The 17773-nt window shown below is 61.6% G+C and carries 9 protein-coding genes and 1 pseudogene; 2 read left to right on the forward strand and 8 right to left on the reverse strand.

Translation table 11 applies throughout. The features are described from left to right. Positions 1–36 precede the first annotated feature (36 nt). On the forward strand, positions 37–1299 hold the full coding sequence (locus tag CMG77_RS05075; protein WP_286903700.1) for a dicarboxylate/amino acid:cation symporter: 1263 nt from the start codon (positions 37–39) through the stop codon (positions 1297–1299). 14 nt (positions 1300–1313) lie between these two features. Here the strand turns inward: CMG77_RS05075 and CMG77_RS15780 are convergent. The 4 genes and pseudogenes from CMG77_RS15780 to CMG77_RS05095 all read right to left on the reverse strand — a co-directional run bounded on the left by CMG77_RS15780 (position 1314) and on the right by CMG77_RS05095 (position 7249). Next, positions 1314–1850, reverse strand: a pseudogene (locus CMG77_RS15780) (acyl-CoA thioesterase). 745 nt (positions 1851–2595) lie between these two features. Then, positions 2596–4125: an aminoacyl-tRNA deacylase and HDOD domain-containing protein gene (locus tag CMG77_RS05085; protein WP_502691749.1), complete on the reverse strand. Its 1530-nt coding sequence runs from the start codon at positions 4123–4125 to the stop codon at positions 2596–2598. Positions 4126–4225: 100 nt separating this feature from the next. After that, positions 4226–6316 (reverse strand): ATP-dependent DNA helicase RecG, encoded by a 2091-nt coding sequence (gene recG / locus CMG77_RS05090; RefSeq protein ID WP_286903702.1) that lies wholly within the window; start codon positions 6314–6316, stop codon positions 4226–4228. Between the two features lie 12 nt (positions 6317–6328). Continuing rightward, on the reverse strand, positions 6329–7249 hold the full coding sequence (locus CMG77_RS05095) for a hydrogen peroxide-inducible genes activator (protein ID WP_024461613.1): 921 nt from the start codon (positions 7247–7249) through the stop codon (positions 6329–6331). 76 nt (positions 7250–7325) lie between these two features. On the opposite strand from CMG77_RS05095, the gene CMG77_RS05100 reads away from it, so the two are divergent. Further along, the gene (locus CMG77_RS05100; protein ID WP_286903703.1) at positions 7326–8183 is read left to right on the forward strand and encodes an SDR family oxidoreductase; all 858 of its coding nucleotides are present in this window, start codon (positions 7326–7328) and stop codon (positions 8181–8183) included. Positions 8184–8192: 9 nt separating this feature from the next. On the opposite strand, the gene CMG77_RS05105 is transcribed toward CMG77_RS05100, so the two are convergent. The 4 genes from CMG77_RS05105 to CMG77_RS05120 form a co-directional block, all read right to left on the reverse strand. Next, a complete protein-coding gene (locus tag CMG77_RS05105; protein ID WP_286903704.1) occupies positions 8193–9419 on the reverse strand; it encodes a Dol-P-Glc:Glc(2)Man(9)GlcNAc(2)-PP-Dol alpha-1,2-glucosyltransferase in 1227 nt (408 codons plus the stop codon). After that, a complete protein-coding gene (recQ, locus tag CMG77_RS05110) occupies positions 9416–11239 on the reverse strand; it encodes a DNA helicase RecQ (protein WP_286903705.1) in 1824 nt (607 codons plus the stop codon). Before recQ ends, CMG77_RS05105 begins: the two co-directional genes overlap by 4 nt. A gap of 577 nt (positions 11240–11816) precedes the next feature. Next, the gene (locus tag CMG77_RS05115; RefSeq protein ID WP_286903706.1) at positions 11817–14315 is read right to left on the reverse strand and encodes a glycoside hydrolase family 9 protein; all 2499 of its coding nucleotides are present in this window, start codon (positions 14313–14315) and stop codon (positions 11817–11819) included. Between the two features lie 1347 nt (positions 14316–15662). Further along, the gene (locus tag CMG77_RS05120; protein WP_286903707.1) at positions 15663–17663 is read right to left on the reverse strand and encodes a glycoside hydrolase family 6 protein; all 2001 of its coding nucleotides are present in this window, start codon (positions 17661–17663) and stop codon (positions 15663–15665) included. Positions 17664–17773 lie beyond the last annotated feature (110 nt).

Raw genomic sequence — 17773 nt, forward strand, 5'->3', positions numbered from 1 at the left:
TTAATGGCCGATTCTTTATACCGATAAGAGTCCGCTATGACCCTGACCAAACGCATTCTGCTCGCCATGATTCTCGGTGTCGGCACGGGGGTGCTGATTCACCTGATCGCACCCTCCGAGGATCATTTTCTGCGCGCCTGGCTGGCCCGGGGTCTGTTCGATGGCGTCGGCCAAGTGTTTATCGCCTCCCTGACCCTGTTGGTGGTTCCGCTGGTATTCGTCTCTCTGGTGTGCGGTAGCGCCGCGCTGGGAGGGCACAGCCGCATGGGAGCCCTAGCGATCAAGACCATTGGCCTCTACCTGGCCACCACGGCGGTGGCCATTACCCTCGCCCTGGGCATTGGGCAACTGGTGAAACCGGGGGAAGGCATTGACATGCCCGGTGAAGTCGAGGAGTTTGAAGTCGCCGACAAGCCGTCCCTGAAAGACACCCTGGTAGGCATCTTCCCCAGTAACCCGGTGGAGGCCATGGCCGAGGGCAACATGCTGCAGATCATCGTCTTTGCCCTGCTGCTCGGCATCGCCATCTCCCGCAGTGAGCACAAAGCCTCCCACTACATGCAGGAATTTTTCGGGCACCTGAACACGGTGGTCCTGAAGCTGGTGATGATTCTGATGCACCTGGCGCCCTACGGTGTCTTCTGTCTGCTCGCCAAACTGTTTGCCGATCTGGGCTGGAGCGCCATCGCCGACCTGGCCCTGTACTTTTTTACCCTGCTGTTTGTGNTGCTCNTNCAGNGGCTGGGGGTTTACAGCCTGTTGCTCAAACTGCTCACGGGGCTGAGTCCGGCGATTTTTCTGCGCAAGATGCGCTCGGTGATGGTGTTCGGTTTCAGTACNGCNTCCAGCAANGCGACCATACCCGTNACCCTGCGNACNGTGGAACAGGANCTNGGGGTGGACAACCGGGTGGCNTCNTTNTCNGTGCCGCTGGGNGCCACCATCAATATGGATGGCACCGCCATCATGCAGGGCGTNGCNACNGCNTTTATCGCCCAGGTGTACGGTATCGATATCGGCCTGATGGGTTANCTGATGGTGGTGCTGACCGCGACCCTGGCGTCGATCGGGACCGCCGGGGTGCCCGGCGTCGGGATGATCACCCTGGCGATGGTGTTGCAGCAGGCCGGCCTGCCGGTGGANGGCGTCGCGCTGATCATCGGGGTGGACCGGNTGCTGGATATGGTGCGTACCGCGGTCAATGTGACCGGTGATGCGATGGTGTCGACGGTGGTGGCNAACAGCGAAAAGCTGCTCGACCGGAAGCAGTTCGAGCNCCCGATCTCCAACGAGGACTGACGCTCACNACTCAATCAGGAGGCAAACCACGCCCGAACGGANTCGGGCANNGGNCGGGATTTNCCNTCGGCACCGACCCAGACCACCTTGGANTGGGCTTCNGCGCAGGGNTGTTCNAGGTTGTCGGTGGTATANAGCNNGTANNAGGCCACAAAACTGGAGCGNCCCGGCTCCGCCGCGTAGCAGTCGATACGGANGGTCGCCGGGTANACCACCGGNCGCAGNAAGGTACATCCNACGGTCACCACCACCGGGTAGCTNTCCGCCGCCAGCGTGATGCCAGCNCGGGACAACCATTGNAAACGNGCNTCTTCGCAATAGCGCAGATACANCGTGTTATTGACGTGCCCNAAGGCATCCATATCNCCCCANCGCAGNGGAATATCACAGGAAAANTTGGGTTNTTCGGGTAACTNGTCGGCTTTCATCCGGCGTNTCTCCGNCCCTGAATCACGCTTCAATGCGNGCCTTNAATGACACGCTGATTTCCCCCAGCTCACCGAACTGGACCCGCACCGGCTCNTCCATNGGCGCCTCGAGCACNCCGGCATAGGAGCCGGTAATGATGATNTCACCGGCTTTCATNCCNTGCCCTCGGCTGCGCAGGAANTCCACCAGCCAATACAGCGGCGCCCGAGGCNGGGTNTTGGGATGGCGCCCCTGGTGGTGCTCGGGNCCNGCGCTGCGGGTGTGCAGNGTNATGGGNAGCTCGCTCGCNTCCAGNGCCAACTCCGGGTCCACTTCCGGGCCGATGAACANNCCCTGATTCAGCAGGCCGTCAGCCANCATNTCGGGAAACGCCGCNTCGGCCGGATCNGCGTANCGGCTGTGAATCANNTCGAGNACCANGTGGGTGTGGGCAATGGCCTGATCCACTTCGCTATCGCTGTAGGGGTANTCTCTGGGCGGCAGGNCCCGACCCAGCACAAAAGCCAACTCCGGCTCAATCCGCGCAAANCCCTCCGGCGCCCANACNGAAACCGGGGNNCCCCGGTGAATGTCCTCNGCATGAATCGGTGCCACCACCAGGCGGCCNGGCGGTGGNTCNAGGCATTTCCAGCCACCGANCTNCGCCCCCAGATCCCGGGTGACCTCGGCCTGAATGGCNAGGGCAGACTCAAGATCCTCGGGGCGACANTCCTTGGGCAGGCGTTCCGCCTGAACNCCACTGCGACGTCGTTCTGCCAGAATACGGGCCGCCTTGGCGATCCCTGACGGGTNCAACATAGCGTCTTCTCTCGACTGAAGGAGCCACCTTGGTGGTTGGCCCCGCGCTAACGATGGTGGCGACGGCGGTTAGCGGGGGCTGAGCTGTAAAGCAATGTGGTCCAGATCGTCCAGGGNCTCCATCACGTTAGTGACGGTCGCCTGAGCCTTGTCCGGATCGAGGTGCAGATCGGCAAACACCGAGGCCGGGATTTCCAGCTTCGGCCCCAGACCCACGCCCTGCTGAAGCAATAACCGTTCGGCGACATAAATCAATTTGGCGTACTGGTGGTGCTCGCCCTGGTAGCGGGGATTGTTCTGGTGACGCAAGGCAACAACCACCTCGTCCGGCATGGACCAGAGCGACATCAGGGTGCTGGCGAGCTGCTCGCGAGTCACNCCCAACAGGTGTCGTTCGATCGGCTGGTGCGTACTGTGCGGATTGGCTTCGGTCATCCGGCAGTACTGACTGAAGTAGGGGGGAAACAGCTCTGCGAGAATCAGGAAGCCGAAGTTATGCAGCAGACCGGACAGGTAAGCCATGCCGAACGTGGGNCGCTGCTCTCGGGGAATCGCGGTCACCAACCCTTCAATGGTGGCCGCCATGTACACCGACTTTTGCCAGTAACCCAGATACCCCTCCGGGCCGTCTTTGGGCATGCTCAGGCTTCGTCCCAGGGCAAGNCCCAGNGCCAGGTTGAGCACCATATCAAAGCCCAGTACCCGGACGATGGCNTCGTGNATGGATTTGATTTTGCCGGGGGCGGAATAGTAGGGCGAAGCCGCCCAGCTCACCACCTGAGCGGCCAGNCTCGGGTCGGTTTCCACCACCTGGGCCAGGTCGCTGATGTCGGCGTTGGGNTCCACCCGCAGGTTGATGATCCGCTGCGCCGTTTCGGACANNGGCGGCANNTCCAGNGTTTCCTCCAGGCGCTGCCGNNTNCGNAGNTGCGTAAAGTTNCGCACCGCNCCGAGAATCTGTTCCTCATCCCGCTCCGCACTGATATCCACTTCCAGTGGGTCCAGAGGCGTGGCGATATCACAGATGATGGCGTCTTCNAGAACCTGCTGAAAATCATCCCGGTTGATGTGCAACAACTGGGNATCGTCNCCGGAGTCGAGCAGCAGNCTTTCCCGGCNNANCAACTGTTTGTCCACCANCGTTGGNAGACCGGCCAGNTTGGGCAGCGCGGGCACCGACTGCAGGCTGTAGGTATCACAGAACTGACGCACCGCANCCTGATTGGTCGCCCGAAGCTCCCGATCCATCTGCCGATTGACGGCGTTCAGATCGAGCAGCGTGTCGGCGGAAATCACTGCGAGGATGCGACCTTTTTCNTCTTCNAGAAGAACCGCTTTGGCGGCCCCGACATTGCGCAGATGCTGNTCGTGCCACAGCGGTTGATTGTTGGNATCCACCGGGGCGGTGGCCAGGTCATAGTGNATATTTTGGCTGTTCAGCAACGATTCNACGCTGGTGGGTAGCGGCACGTTTGACTCCTTTTTGTTCAACAGACGCCCGTTCTTGATCTGGCTTCGGCCAGTGTCGCCGAAANTTACGACTCCAATGTGACGTTCAGTGTGTAAGAAGCCGGGCGCTTGATCAAGCGTTTTATGCACAGGTTCTGTTTATTGAAGCCCGCCAGNCGCGGGCTGTATCTGTTNTTCAGTTTAGTCGATGTCCGCCGGACCGNTGTCGACTGGTGCACAGTTTGGCGTCTTATACCTGAAAATATCGTCGGTTATCCCCCANCCAACGTTCCATGATGGCATTGCACAGCGCCGGGTGCCGACCGAGCAGCTGTTGGGCNCCCGCCTGNACGCGGGGTAACAGATCGGCATCGCGCTGCAGATCCGCNATCCGGAACTGCATCTCCCCGGTCTGCCGGGTGCCCAGCACCTCACCGGGGCCGCGCAATTCCAGATCCCGCTCGGCAATCACAAAACCATCGCTGGAATCGCGCATCACCGCCAGNCGCTCCCGACTCTGGCGCGANAGCGGCGAGCCGTACAATAAAACGCAGTGACTGGCCTCGGAGCCNCGCCCCACCCGNCCGCGCAACTGNTGCAACTGNGCCAGGCCGAGTCGNTCGGGATTTTCGATGATCATCAAACTGGCGTTGGGCACATCCACNCCCACCTCGATCACCGTGGTGGCCACCAGCAGATCCAGCTCCGCCGCCTTGAACGCCGCCATCACCGCCTCTTTTTCCTTGGCCTTGAGCCGACCGTGCACCAGCCCTACCCGCAGGTGCGGCAGGGCAGCCGCCAGGTTCTCCGCNGTGGCNTCCGCCGCCTGGGCGGCCANNGTTTCGGATTCCTCAATCAGCGTACAGACCCAGTANGCCTGNCGGCCCTGCTCACAGGCACGGCTGACCCGCTCAATCACTTCCGGACGGCGTTGCTCGCTGATCACCACCGTGGTCACCGGCGTGCGGCCCGGGGGCAACTCATCAATCACCGAGGTATCCAGATCGGCNTAGGCNCTCATCGCCAGGGTCCGGGGGATGGGTGTGGCGGTCATGATCAANTGNTGGGGNCGCAGCCCGGTGCGACTGCCTTTCTGNCGCAACTCGAGGCGCTGGTGCACCCCGAAGCGATGCTGCTCGTCGATAATCACCAGCCCCAGATTGGCAAATTCGACCTCCTCCTGAAACAACGCATGGGTGCCCACCACAACCCTCGCCTCGCCGCTTGCCAGGCGGGCCAATTGCTCCCGGCGCCGGGCGGCGGTCAGCCGTCCGGTCAGCCAGCCCAGCTCAATCCCCAAAGGCTCAAGCCAGNCGCCAAAGTTGTTGCGGTGCTGCTCGGCCAGGATTTCCGTCGGCGCCATGATCGCCGCCTGATAGCCACTGGCCACGGCGGTCAGCGCCGCCAGAGCCGCCACCAGGGTTTTGCCCGAACCGACNTCCCCCTGAACCAGGCGCAACATGGGGATGGGTTTGACCAGATCTTCGGCAATCTCCCGGCTGACCCGCTGCTGCGCNCCCGTCAGNTGAAAGGGCAGCTGGCTGAGAAACTGTTTGTGCAGCGCCGGATCCGGGGCCAGCGAGGGCGCACCCTCCGCCTGGGTCTGCTGACGCAGTACCAACAGGCTCAGGTGATGNGCCAGNAGCTCTTCAAACGCCAGNCGCTGCTGNTAGGGATGGGTNCCGTCCATCAGCCGCGCCACATCCGCCNGCCGGGGCGGCGCGTGCAGGTAGCGCAGGGCATCNGCCANGGGNACNTGATCCANCTCNCGNCGNAGATCNTCNGGCAGNAGCTCGGTCAGCGGNTGTCGATCGAGAAAGGTCAGGGCCTGGCTGGCCAGAGCGCGGATGCGCTGCTGGGTGAGCCCCTCGGTGGCGGGATAAACCGGGGTCAGCCGGTCATCCAGGGCCACGGCCTCGGCGCCGTCGAGAAATTCATACTCCGGGTGATAGAACTCCAGACCCGAGGCGCCCCGACGGCTCTCGCCAAAACAGCGCAGACGGGTACCCGGAGTCAGGCGCTGCTTCTGGGCGCCGGAGAAGTGATAAAACCGCAGGGTGGTGGTGCCCGAGCCGTCCTGCAGTCGGCAGACCAGGCTGCGGCGGCGTCCGTAGACCACATCCACCGCCCGAATCTCACCCTCAATCACGGCATTGACGTTGGGCTGCAGGGCCCCGATGGGGGTCACCCGGGTGCGGTCCAGGTAGCGCAGCGGCAGATGAAACAGCAGATCCTGAAGGGTGTTGATCCCCAGCTTGCCGAGCTTTTCCGCCAACTTGCCACCGACGCCTTTCAGGGCGGTGACGGATACTTGATCCAGGTTGGCCGGGTCCTTGGTCACGCAGCGCTCCGGTTATTTGGCGTCGGCGAGCCGGCACATATTGATGGCTTTGCGCAGTGCCTCAATGGCCTTGTAGCGAGGGAAGCTGGCCCGCCAGGCCAAGGCCACGGTGCGACTCGGTGCCGGCTGGGTAAAGGGACGCGTCACCAACATGTTGTTGGAGTAGTTGGCCGTGACCGCCGCAGACATCGGCAGAATGGTGATCCCCAGCCCGGAGGCCACCATATGGCGCAGGGTTTCCAGAGAGCTGCCCTCGGCGGCGGTGCGGATGCGGCTGTGGGGGTCGTCCATGGACGACTGCAGGTTCGGGCAGGTGGCCAGCACCTGATCCCGGAAGCAGTGTCCCTCGCCGAGCAGGAGGACATTTTCGGCGTCCAGCTCGTCGGGGTGGATCGCCTCCTTTTCGGCCAGCGGATGATCGTGGGGCATCAACACGACAAAGGGCTCGTCGAACAGCGGCTGGGTCACCACGTCCGCCTCGGTAAAGGGCAGGGCCACAATGATCACGTCCAGCTCGCCTTTGCGCAATTTCTGGCGCAGCGTCGCGGTGTAACCCTCTTCCACGTACAGCGGCATTTTGCTGGCAATCTTCTGCAGTTCAGGGATAAAGTGCGGCAACAGGTAGGGACCGATGGTAAATATGGCCCCCACATGCAGGGGGCTGCTCAGTTGGTCCTTGCCGGCGTTGGCGATATCCTTGATGGCGGCGGTCTGCTCCAGCACCAGATTGGCCTGGGCGACGATCTTCTCCCCCAGAGGTGTGGCCTGGACCCGGGACTTGGACCGCTCGAACAGGGCAACCCCCAGTTCTTCCTCCAGTTTCTTGACCGCGATGCTGAGGGTCGGCTGACTGACAAAACAGCGCTCGGCCGCGCGACCGAAATGCTGTTCCTGAGCGAGGGTTACGATATAGCGCAGTTCTGTTAAGGTCATGCTGATCCCGTAGTAGCTCTGACGCCCGGCGGAACCGCCCGGCACTCCGATAATCTGACCACAAGTTTGCCCTGTTATGATCGAAGACGCAAAGGTAAATAGCCAGAAACTATTGATTGTCGGTTGCGGCGATCTGGGCCGTCGCCTGGCGGAGCGCATGGCGCCCCTGGGGTACCGGGTCACCGGTCTGCGCCGCCAGCCGCCCGCCGACACCGAGAGCCTCCATTACCGGGCGGTGGATACCGCCGATGCGGTCGCACTTGAGCAGGTTCTGGCCGAGGGCTTTGACGTGATTGTGGTGACCATGACCCCCTCGGAGCGCGGCGATGAAGGCTACCGCCGGGCCTATGTGCAAACCTGCGAGCATCTGATGGCCGGGCTGAACGCCACCGNAGCCGNGCCNCGNCTGATTCTGTATGTGTCCAGCACCGGTGTCTATGGCCAGAGCGACGGTGAGTGGGTGGATGANCANAGCCCAACCCAGCCAAGCCGCGCCAGCGGCGANCGTCTGCTGGANGCNGAACAGATNATTGCCCGGAGCGGTTTCGAGCACTGCNTTGTGCGCTTCAGCGGNATTTACGGCCCCGGCCGGGACCGCATGCAGACGCTGGTGCGCCAGGGCCGAGCCACCCTGAGCGGCCGCTACACCAACCGCATCCACGCCGATGATTGCGCCGGGGTGATGGCGCACCTGATTGAACGCCATCGCCAGGGACGCCCCATAGAATCACTGTATCTGGCGAGCGACGACGAGCCCGCCCCCATGGCGGAGGTGGTCAACTGGCTGGCCATGCAGATGAAAGTGGATCAGGCGCGCTTTGCTCCGGATGACGGCGGCCTCGGCAAGCGCTGCNACAATCGTNNGCTCAGAGCCAGCGGCTACGAATTNCGNTATCCAAGCTACCGCGAAGGATATGAGGCGTTGCTCAGGTAGGCCACTGGATTACAGGAAAAATAGCCCGGTTACCGTGCCATACATGANAAACGCCGCCAGGGGAATGTATCCGGCGAGCGTCGCNAGCTCCACTCCCTGTGGCAGCGCGGGTCGCCACAGNTTGATCAGCAGATANGCCGGNAAATAGTAGCGCGGGTCCACCATCGGGTGCGCCACCACGGCCAGAGGCGCAATGAGCAACAACCAGTAGCAGCGCCGATCCGGGTAGGGCATGACCGCCAGCGTCAGCGCCATCCAGGCCATGGGCACAAANAGCAGCCCACGCAGCCACAGATACTCCTCCAGCAGATGCAGCCAGCCNTTGTGCACAAAGAAGGTGTANTGNGTNCGGTTATAACCGTGNTCGTTCGNNTANAAGCTCATATAAANCGCGAACGCCNCCAGCAGCAGCCCCCATACCCAGGGGCGCCGCANCAGNCGGACAATGCGGGGCANCTGCTGAAGGCACAAGGGCAGAAACAGCANCCAGGCACAGAACAGAAAGCCATAGAGGTTNCTGAGGTTGAANCGCATCATNGGGTGGCTGCCNCTGTCCCCGATCGCCACNCCACCGTTGATCANCACAAAACCGATGAACGCNNCAAACAGCGCCAGAAAAACCGCCCCCCGCAGCANCGCATCCCGAAGCACGGCACGCCANGCAAAAGGNCGACTCAGCGTCAGGTGTTCCGTGGCCATATACAGGTAGGCNAGCCCCAGCCAGATGATGGCATCCTGNCGGATCAACACCGCCCCGAAACCAAACANGCCTGCCAGCCAGGGCCTGCGNTCAAGCACCGCCAGAAANCTGAGCGCAANAAGCAGCAGTGCCCACAGGTCGGTGTAGACCAGAAAGTAATAGGGAAATATNAGCGGTGCGAACAANAGTTGCGCGGTNCGGGCCGAGGCGGTGGCGGGCCGATAACGNCGCACCATGCGGTNAAACACCGGCAANAGNCACAGCGCCACCAGCAGNTTGACCAGGCGCAGCAGATAATCGTGGTAGTANCCGATCAGGTTCATCACCGAGGCGATGATCTGGTGATAGAAGGTGGGCGTGGTGATGGTGTCAAAGGGCTCGTTGCCCCCGACGTAGTAGTGCCAGATCTGATGCGCGTGGAAGCCCTCGTCCGAGGCCGGTCCACCCAGCACGCAGGAGGCCGCGTAGCCGAAGACCACGCCGGCCCAGACAACCAGCCAGAGCGCACCGCGGTTCGCCCCGGCGTCTGCCGTCACTGGGCGTGCTCCACAGCCTCCGGAGTGCCCTGGAGCACCTCGAGGAAGTCGGCGCCAAAGCGCTCCAGCTTGCTGTCCCCCACACCGCTGACATCGAGCAGCTCACCCGGGGTCTGGGGCCGTCGCTCCAACATATCCCGCAAGGTCACATCGTGAAAAATGACGTAGGGAGGCACCCCGTGCTCTTCCGCCAGCCGGCGCCGGCAGGCGCGCAACGCCTCCCACAAAGGACGATCCGCCTCGGTAATATCGGCATCGGGGCGACGGGCGGTGCGGGTGCTGGTGGGCTTGCGGGTACGGATATCCCGGCGCAGGTGCACCCGCTGCTCGCCGCGCAGAATCGGTCGGCAACTCTCGGTCAGTTGCAGCCCGCCAAAGCCTTCCGGGTCCACATCCAGATAACCGGCCGCGACCAGTTGGCGCAACACGGCCCGCCACTCATCGGCGCTCATATCCTGACCAATACCGTAGGTGGACAGCTTGTCATGCCCCTGAGNCAGCACTTTTTCGTTACTGCTGCCGCGCAACACATCGACAATATGGGTGGCGCCAAAACGCTGGCCGGTGCGGTACACGCAGGAGAGTGCCTTCTGCACCGCCTCGGTGGCATCCCAGGTCTGGGGCGGGGTCAGGCAGGTGTCGCAATTGCCGCAGGGCTCATCCAGCGTATCGCCAAAATAGCGCAGCAGAATCTGCCGTCGGCAACTGGTGACTTCACACAGGCCCAGCATGGCGCTCAGGCGCTGCTGCTCCTGGCGTTTGAACTGGTCATTGCCTTCGGACGCGCCCATCATCTGGCGCAGCTTCACCACATCCTCCAGCCCGTACAGCAGCAGCGCCGTGGCGGGCTGGCCATCGCGTCCGGCCCGGCCGGTTTCCTGATAGTAGGCTTCAATGCTTTTGGGCAGATCCAGATGGGCGACAAAGCGCACATCGGGTTTATCAATGCCCATGCCGAAGGCGATGGTGGCCACCATTATGATGCCGTCCTCGCGCAGGAATCGGCTCTGGTGGGTTTCCCGCAGGTTCCCCGGCAGGCCCGCGTGGTAAGGCAGGGCGTTAAACCCCTCTTTCTGCAACCACTCGGCGGTCTGCTCCACTTTTTTGCGGGACAGACAGTAGACGATGCCCGCCTGCTGGGGGTACTCGTCTTTGAGAAAACCCAGCAACTGGCGGCGCGGATTGTCTTTCTGCTGCACCCGATACTGAATATTGGGCCGGTCAAAGCCGACGATAAACTGCCGGGCCTCTTCGAGCTGCAGCCGCTCAATGATCTCTTCCCGGGTGCGCATATCCGCGGTGGCGGTCAGGGCGATACGCGGTACCTGGGGGAATTCGTTGTGCAGCAGATCCAGACGCAGGTAGTCGGCCCGGAAATCGTGCCCCCACTGGGCCACGCAGTGCGCCTCGTCAATCGCAAACAGGGCGATGTTGGCCTGGTGCAGNAGATCAAGGGTGCGCGGCTGGATGAGTCGTTCCGGGGCGATGTACAGCAGGTCCAGCTCACCATCGAGCAGGGCCCGCTCGGTGTCCACTACATCGGGCCAGGCGAGGGTGGAGTTCAGAAAACCGGCGCGCACGCCCAGCTCCCGCAGAGCGGTCACCTGGTCTTGCATCAGGGCGATCAGGGGGGAGATGACGATACCGGTGCCCGATCGGGCGAGAGCAGGAATCTGATAACAGAGGGATTTGCCGCCGCCGGTGGGCATGAGCACGAGGGCGTCCTGGCCTTCGATAACGGCGTTGACGATGCGTTCCTGCTGGCCGCGAAAGTCGTGATAGCCGAAGACGTGCTGAAGAATGTCCTGAGGGTTCTGCATGGCGGGCAGTATACTGGGCGCCCCCTTTAAATGGTAGGCCACCCGAGGAAGAACGCGTAGGTCGGATTAGCGATAGCGTAATCCGACGAATGGTTTTTGGACTTCGCTCCGAATGCTACGGGAGGGTATACCTGTCCAAGACACGGACTCAGCGCATCTCCACACAAAGCCTATCGGTTTGCATCACGTTCGGGCCAAGGAGGGGAAGCCCTTTCAAGACACGCCGTAAACCCGGTCCCCTTCGCGCTCCCGGCGCTTCGGGACACTTCCCACATCCATGTGGGGCGTCCACGGGGGCTCGACGCGCGGAGTCCCTCCGCTTACGGTCTTGAAAGGGCTTCCCCTCCTCGGCCCTAAATGCCTAATCTAACCCTATTTATGAACACCATAAGTGTCAAAACAAAAGGGGCTATTTCCCGAGACGTAAAGCCCGCTCCGCGGAGGGAGGGTATACCGTTTCGGGACCGTCACCCGCCTGGACGGCGGGTGTCGAGCCCCCATGGATGGGTTTACGGCGTGTCCCGGAACGGTATACCCTCCCGCAGCACTCTAGTCGAAGCACAATGCAACGACAGAGTCAGTCACACACGCTTCCATTTACCTCTGGCACTTGCGCGGAACCGCTGCCGCCCTTGCTCACCTGGAAGCCGAACTCCACGGACTGGCCCGGTTGCAGGGTGCCGTTCCAGCCCAGATCGGTGGCGGTATAAGGGTTGCTGCCAGAGACCTGTGCGTTCCAACTGTTGGTGACCGACGAGCCATCCGAATACTCCCAGTTCACCGACCAGCCATTGATCGCCTGGGCTCCCGTGTTGCTGATCAGAATAGCCGCAGTGTAGCCCGTGCTCCACTCATTGCTGATCTGATACTCACACTCGGCCAGGCCACCATTGTCGGAACTTGAACTCGAGCTGGACGACTCACTGCTCTCGGATTCGCTGCTGCTCTGACTGCTCTGCGAACTGGAGCTGGACGAGGAGCTGCTGTCGTCACCGACAATACCATAGGGGTCCGGCTGGGACTCGCAGGTGCTCGGCGCGATGCAGCTCTGGTTATCCTCCCAACCCCAACCGCTCTGGGTCTGTTCGCACAGCGGGTACAGCGTGCCGTACCAGTTGCACTGTTGCCCTGCGGGTTCGGAAGACGAGGAGCTGGACGACGAACTGCTGGAGCTGCTACTGGAACTAGACTCGCTGCTCGACGAACTGGAGGATGAACTGCTGGACGAGGAGCTCGAGGAAGAGCTGGATGAATTGCCCCCTTCGGCGTAGTCATCATGGAAGGCGAGCACCCAGGCCAGCGCACTGTTCCAATTGATGGTGATCTCGTTGGTGGACCAGGCCTCGATATCATCCAGGTAGCAGGTGGCCGGAGCCGATTCGCAGCCGCTCAGGGCATTGCGGGAAACGTCGTCCTCCAGGCCGTANTTCGGNCCGCCNGCCAATGCACCGGGCGGTAGCCACGGATAGCTGCCATCAAGNGCGCCGGCCCAGAACCGGTGGTGCGGTTCGGTCAACGCGTCTTCGCCGTGCCCGGAGACAAACGAGAACGACAGGGTATTGCGACCGAAGAGGTAATCAATCCCCGAACCCACACCGTGAGCATACTGATCGTCTCCGGTGAAGTCGTAGGCCANCCCCAACAGGAACAGCTTGTTGGCGATCACATTGTTCGACCCCCAATAGTATTCCTCATCAGTATTGGGCACCCGATAGCCGGTGTTGGCAATGGTGATCAGATGCGTGTCGGCCACCGACTGGATGTACTGTCGTGCATCGCTGCGCAGGCTGGCGGTGTGCTCGGNCGGCACCGTGGCAAGGGACATGACCCCNGGCAGTTCCGTATCGGGCCAACCCCAGTCGATACGCTCCAGTTCATAGTTCTGCAGCGTCGGCAGGTAACGGCTGTCACCCGTGGTGATGTAAAGCTCTGCGGCGGCCCAGTAGAACTCATCGGCGGGNTCGTCGTCGCCGTAGGCGCCGCCACCGTTGTCGTAACCGCTGGTGTAGACATCCCCCGGATTCGCCTCGGCGGCNTCCCAGGCGCGCTCGGCGGCGGTCAGGCAACGATCGGANAANTCNCTGTCGATGNCGGCCCANATACGGGCACATTGCGCCGCTGTTGCCGCCAGGTTCAGGGTGGCGGTCACACTCGGNGGTACCAGNGCCCGGGCACTGCTGTCTTCGTGCGGCGCCANNGGCAGACCGGTCCAACCAACNTCATGCATTTTGTGGTGCGCCATACCGGCTTTGGCTTCNCCCTGNGGNACCTGCATGGACAGCAGGAACTCCATTTGCCANCGCACNTCGTCGAGCAGATCGGGGNTNCCGTTACCGCTCTCGGGAATGTTCANCGTNCCGTCGGCAAAGCGATCCAGGTTGCCGCCCAGGTGCAGNGCGCGCTCATACATATTGAGCAGCTTCCAGGCNGAGATGCCGCCATTGACCACATACTTGCCGTGATCGCCNGCGTCATACCAGCCNTTGGTCACATCGAGGGAATAGTTACAGGTNCCNTCCCAACAGGGNACNTCGTANTCGCCCTGNTTGACGCCCTGNTTCAGATGGCCGGCCGGACGNGNCCAGCGGGCATCGCTCGCGTAGCTGGTGTTGCCACCGCCGGTGTACTGGGTTTCGATCTCGATGCCGCTGCGGTTGTGGTAAAANTATTTCAGCGAGTCNTATAANGGNCCGGTNAAGTTNTCGGCCNAAATGGANAACGGGTAGCTCTCATCNCCGTCGATCATCAGCACATAGCCGTCNCCTTCCACCGTGACATCGGAAAAGCCCAGNTGGTGTACGTGATCACCGGACGCCGGNTCCTGGCCGACCGGCACGGTTGTGCCNTCGGCGACCAATGAGCCNTTCTGATACAGACNCCAGGCTTTGCCTACCGTGCTGTCNCTGACATAGGTNGCNACTTTNTCGCCGTTGGGCAGATANCCCACCTGNTTNACCCGGGGGTTACCGACNTCNGCGAATGCCTGNGAAGCCGTTGCCANNANTACCGCNCTGGCNAGGGTGTTACGAGCCACGGTNAACCGTGACGATTGCCGATTTGAAGCNGTTACCTTCATGNTTATTATCTCCGATTATTGTTGGCGGTTCAGTTCCATTGCAGTAACGACTCGGGGGCGACGCGCTGATGCAACTCACGCACCTCCNTGCCCTCGAGNTCCATCGTGCGCACAGACAAANTNCGCGCATCGAGTGTNTCGGCGNATAANAANCCGATGNGNCGCNCGTCCGGGGAAAACACCGGCGCCCCATGTCGGCCTTCGCCCTGAGTGAGCTGACGGGCATTGCCCNACCGGTCNCTGAGAAAAATCTGCATNCTGCCTTCGTANACCTGTTCGCGNTGCGNCTCGTCGTAATGGAAATCAAAATCCACCAGNGCNGCATAGAGCAGNNCATCNCCGTCCGCCGACCATTGCACNGGGTTCTGTACNTGNTGCTCCGGNTTNGATANACGCCGNCNNTNCCCNNTNNNCAGGTCATNCANNTATAACCGGCGGGCNCGATCCGGGCTNTTGACGATGTAGGCCACNGCNGAGCCNTCNGGGGACCANCTNACNCCGGTAATGACAGNGCCNNNCTNTTCNGGCTGCAGANTCNGNAAGCTCNGGNTCNNNNTCCCCCGGGGCCGCGACNAACTNCAGGCGCGATCGACCGGGATCAAACACCACCACCGCAAGAGCACGTCCNTCGGGAGCCCAGGCGTAGTCGAGAATGTCCCGGGCCTGAGTNACCGGAGTCGCGCCGCGCGCATTGAGCTCGANCACTTCCAGTGCGGCNTTCCCGGGCCGGGCGTGAATNTAGGCCACCGCCTCNCCGNTCGGGCTGAAGCGGGGCGATACCGCACTGTCGTCAGTGTCGCTGATGAGCTCGGGCTCGGCATTGCCGGGTTCGAGCAGGAAGATCTGCAAGCGTTCGCGATCTTTGTCCAGATGNATCTGATCGCGACCGTGACGGTTGGACATAAACACCAGCGTTCCCTGCGGCGACCAGTGCGGTTGTAAATCCCGCCAGCGCTCGCTGACCAGNACCGGNCCGCTTTNCCCGGTCGGGGACACCCGCTGCAACTGGGTCACCGGGCCCATCTTTTTCTGTACAAACGTCAGTTGGCCGGCCGCTGTGGCCGACGAGTGGGATGTGGTCTGACAGCCCGTCAGGCCGNTCAGCACCAGAATCAGNNCNCCGAGNNCNCACTGAAANCNNGGGNAATATTGANANCGTAAANNTNNNNTNNTCATGCAATAACGCTCAATCAAAGCCTGGCTGATTGTTGGCTGGCAAACAGAAGCGAGACGCCTCTATTGCGATTCGTACATCGGGAAGCACACCACCGCCCGAAGGCAGTGGTGTGCGACCGGCGGCGAAAGGGGGGAACACCGCCGGTCAATTTCACCTGTTTCCGCNCAACATCAATCCAGCGGCGGATAGGCGTTCTGCAGGTACAGCTCGAAGGCCTCCGGGAACCAACGACCGGCATGCGGTGCATTGGGCAATGCTCCGGTGGGAACCCCGGCGTCTTCGTTGTTTTCATTGGGGTTACACATGCCATCGTGCTGCTTGGCCGGATCGTTCGGATCTGGCTCGAAATCCGGATCGGAGATACCGTCGGATTCACCCTGCGGTTTCACCCAGACATAGGCGTCGANNCCCGGAGCCGGNTTGGCTTGGGGACGCTCGCCCACACCACCGGGCTGGTTACACCAGTTCCCGCGATGGTGACGACGGTCGATGCGCGACTCATCCACATAGGTATCCAGATCCGTGCTGGNCGACACGCCCGTGGGACGATCCGGTCCACCCCAACCGTTACGGCCGGTGTCGATCAACATACCGATGTCACTCGGGAAGCCCTGNTGGATCATCGCCTGACGCCAGTCCTGCGCGAATTCGATTTCCCCGAAGTAGGGGTTCCATTCATAGAAGGAACTGGAGCGAACCGGCTGACCACCCACCTGCAGGCTGGGNTCGGGCAGATACGGCTCTTCCAGCGGCGTGTAGTTGGCCGAGTTGGTGACAAAGCCCGCGATGCTGTCCACACCTTTGTCAGTGCCTTTGATGGTATTGCCGATAAGCTGAACGGCCTCGCTGAAGTTGTCGCTCCAGCCCAGCCAACCGCTGTGGGCAATATCAACATAGGAATACACATTGGGCAGGGTGCTCAACTCATTGAGCGCGTNCTGAATGCCATCCTCGTAACCACCGGGTCCGGCCGCTTCCTGACAGTCGGGTTCATCCAGGTTGGTGACCAGNTTGGGCAGGGAGTCGACTTCCACAATGGCGACGATGTGCAGGTCGCTGTATTCCGGCTGACCCAGCAGTTGCACGATCGGGGCGATATAGTCCTGCTGATANATTTCGAAACCGTTCTCCGAAATCCGCANCTCGCCGTTGGACGCCANGGCGGCACAATCGCGATTGGGCAGGTTGTACACCACAAACATGAAGGTGTCCGCGCCCTGATTGACCGCTTCATCCAGGTGACCTTTCAGGCCGATACCGTCGGTGATCGCACCAATGCGATCCATCCACACGGCGGTATTTTCAAAGGCNATGGCCTCGCCACCGGGTTCCGCCAGTGCTTTTGCAGACCAGACCGGATCGACGTACAGGGTGGTGCCGTCAAATGGGTTGTCGACACGCGTGTAATCGCCATCGGAAGATGAGCTGCTGGAGGACGAACTGCTCTCGCTGGAGCTGCTGTCACTGCTTGAAGAATCAGAGCTGGAGGAGTCCGAACTGGAAGATTCCGAGCTGGACGACTCGCTGCTCGATGAGGAAGAGCTCGACGATGAAGAAGAGCTGCTGCTCCCGTCGCCATCGATCACCCCATAGGGGTCCGGTTGCGCCTCACAGGTGCTGCGGGCGATACAGCTTTCATTGTTTTCCCAGCCCCAACCACTGTCGGTGGTTTCGCACAGGGAGTAAGTCGTGCCGTACCAGTTGCACTGCTGCCCCGCGCCGCCCGGGTCACTGCTTGAGGAAGCACTGCTGTCACTCGATGAGGACTCGGAGCTCGAGCTGGAGGACGAACCGCCGTCTTCACAGAGCGCGCCCTCCAACGTCGGCTGTTCCGCCGCGCCCCCGTTTTTGTCCACCTGAAAACCGAAGCTGACACTCTGCCCCGGCTGGAGCGTGCCATTCCAGCCCATATCACTGGCGGTATAGGGATTGCTTCCGGAGAATTGGGCGTTCCAGCCGTTGGTCATGCGGTTGGCGTCAAACGTCCAACTCACATCCCACCCGCTGACGGCGCTGGCACCGTCATTGGTCAGGGTGACCTCGGCGGTGTAGCCGTTATCCCATTCGTTATTGACCGAGTAGGCGCATTCGGCTGACGCGCCGTGACTGGCGGCGGCAATAGCCAACCCCAGCAACGCCAGACCACTGCCTTTTTTTACTGTCGTTATCATTGTATTGGATCTCCTTAAAACGTACTTGGAAAGTTAAGTACTGCGTCGCAAATGCCACCACCTCCCGGTGAGTCCGCCGACGAACTTTCGCCGATGGTTGTCGTTTCCCT

Source organism: Marinimicrobium sp. (assembly GCF_002695945.1).
GTDB classification, from domain to species: domain Bacteria; phylum Pseudomonadota; class Gammaproteobacteria; order Pseudomonadales; family Cellvibrionaceae; genus Marinimicrobium; species Marinimicrobium koreense.

What these genes read in the sequence shown, in the direction of transcription:
- CMG77_RS05095 (WP_024461613.1), bottom strand. Translation starts at nt 7,249, where the DNA reads ATGACCTTAACAGAACTGCGCTATATCGTAACCCTCGCTCAGGAACAG.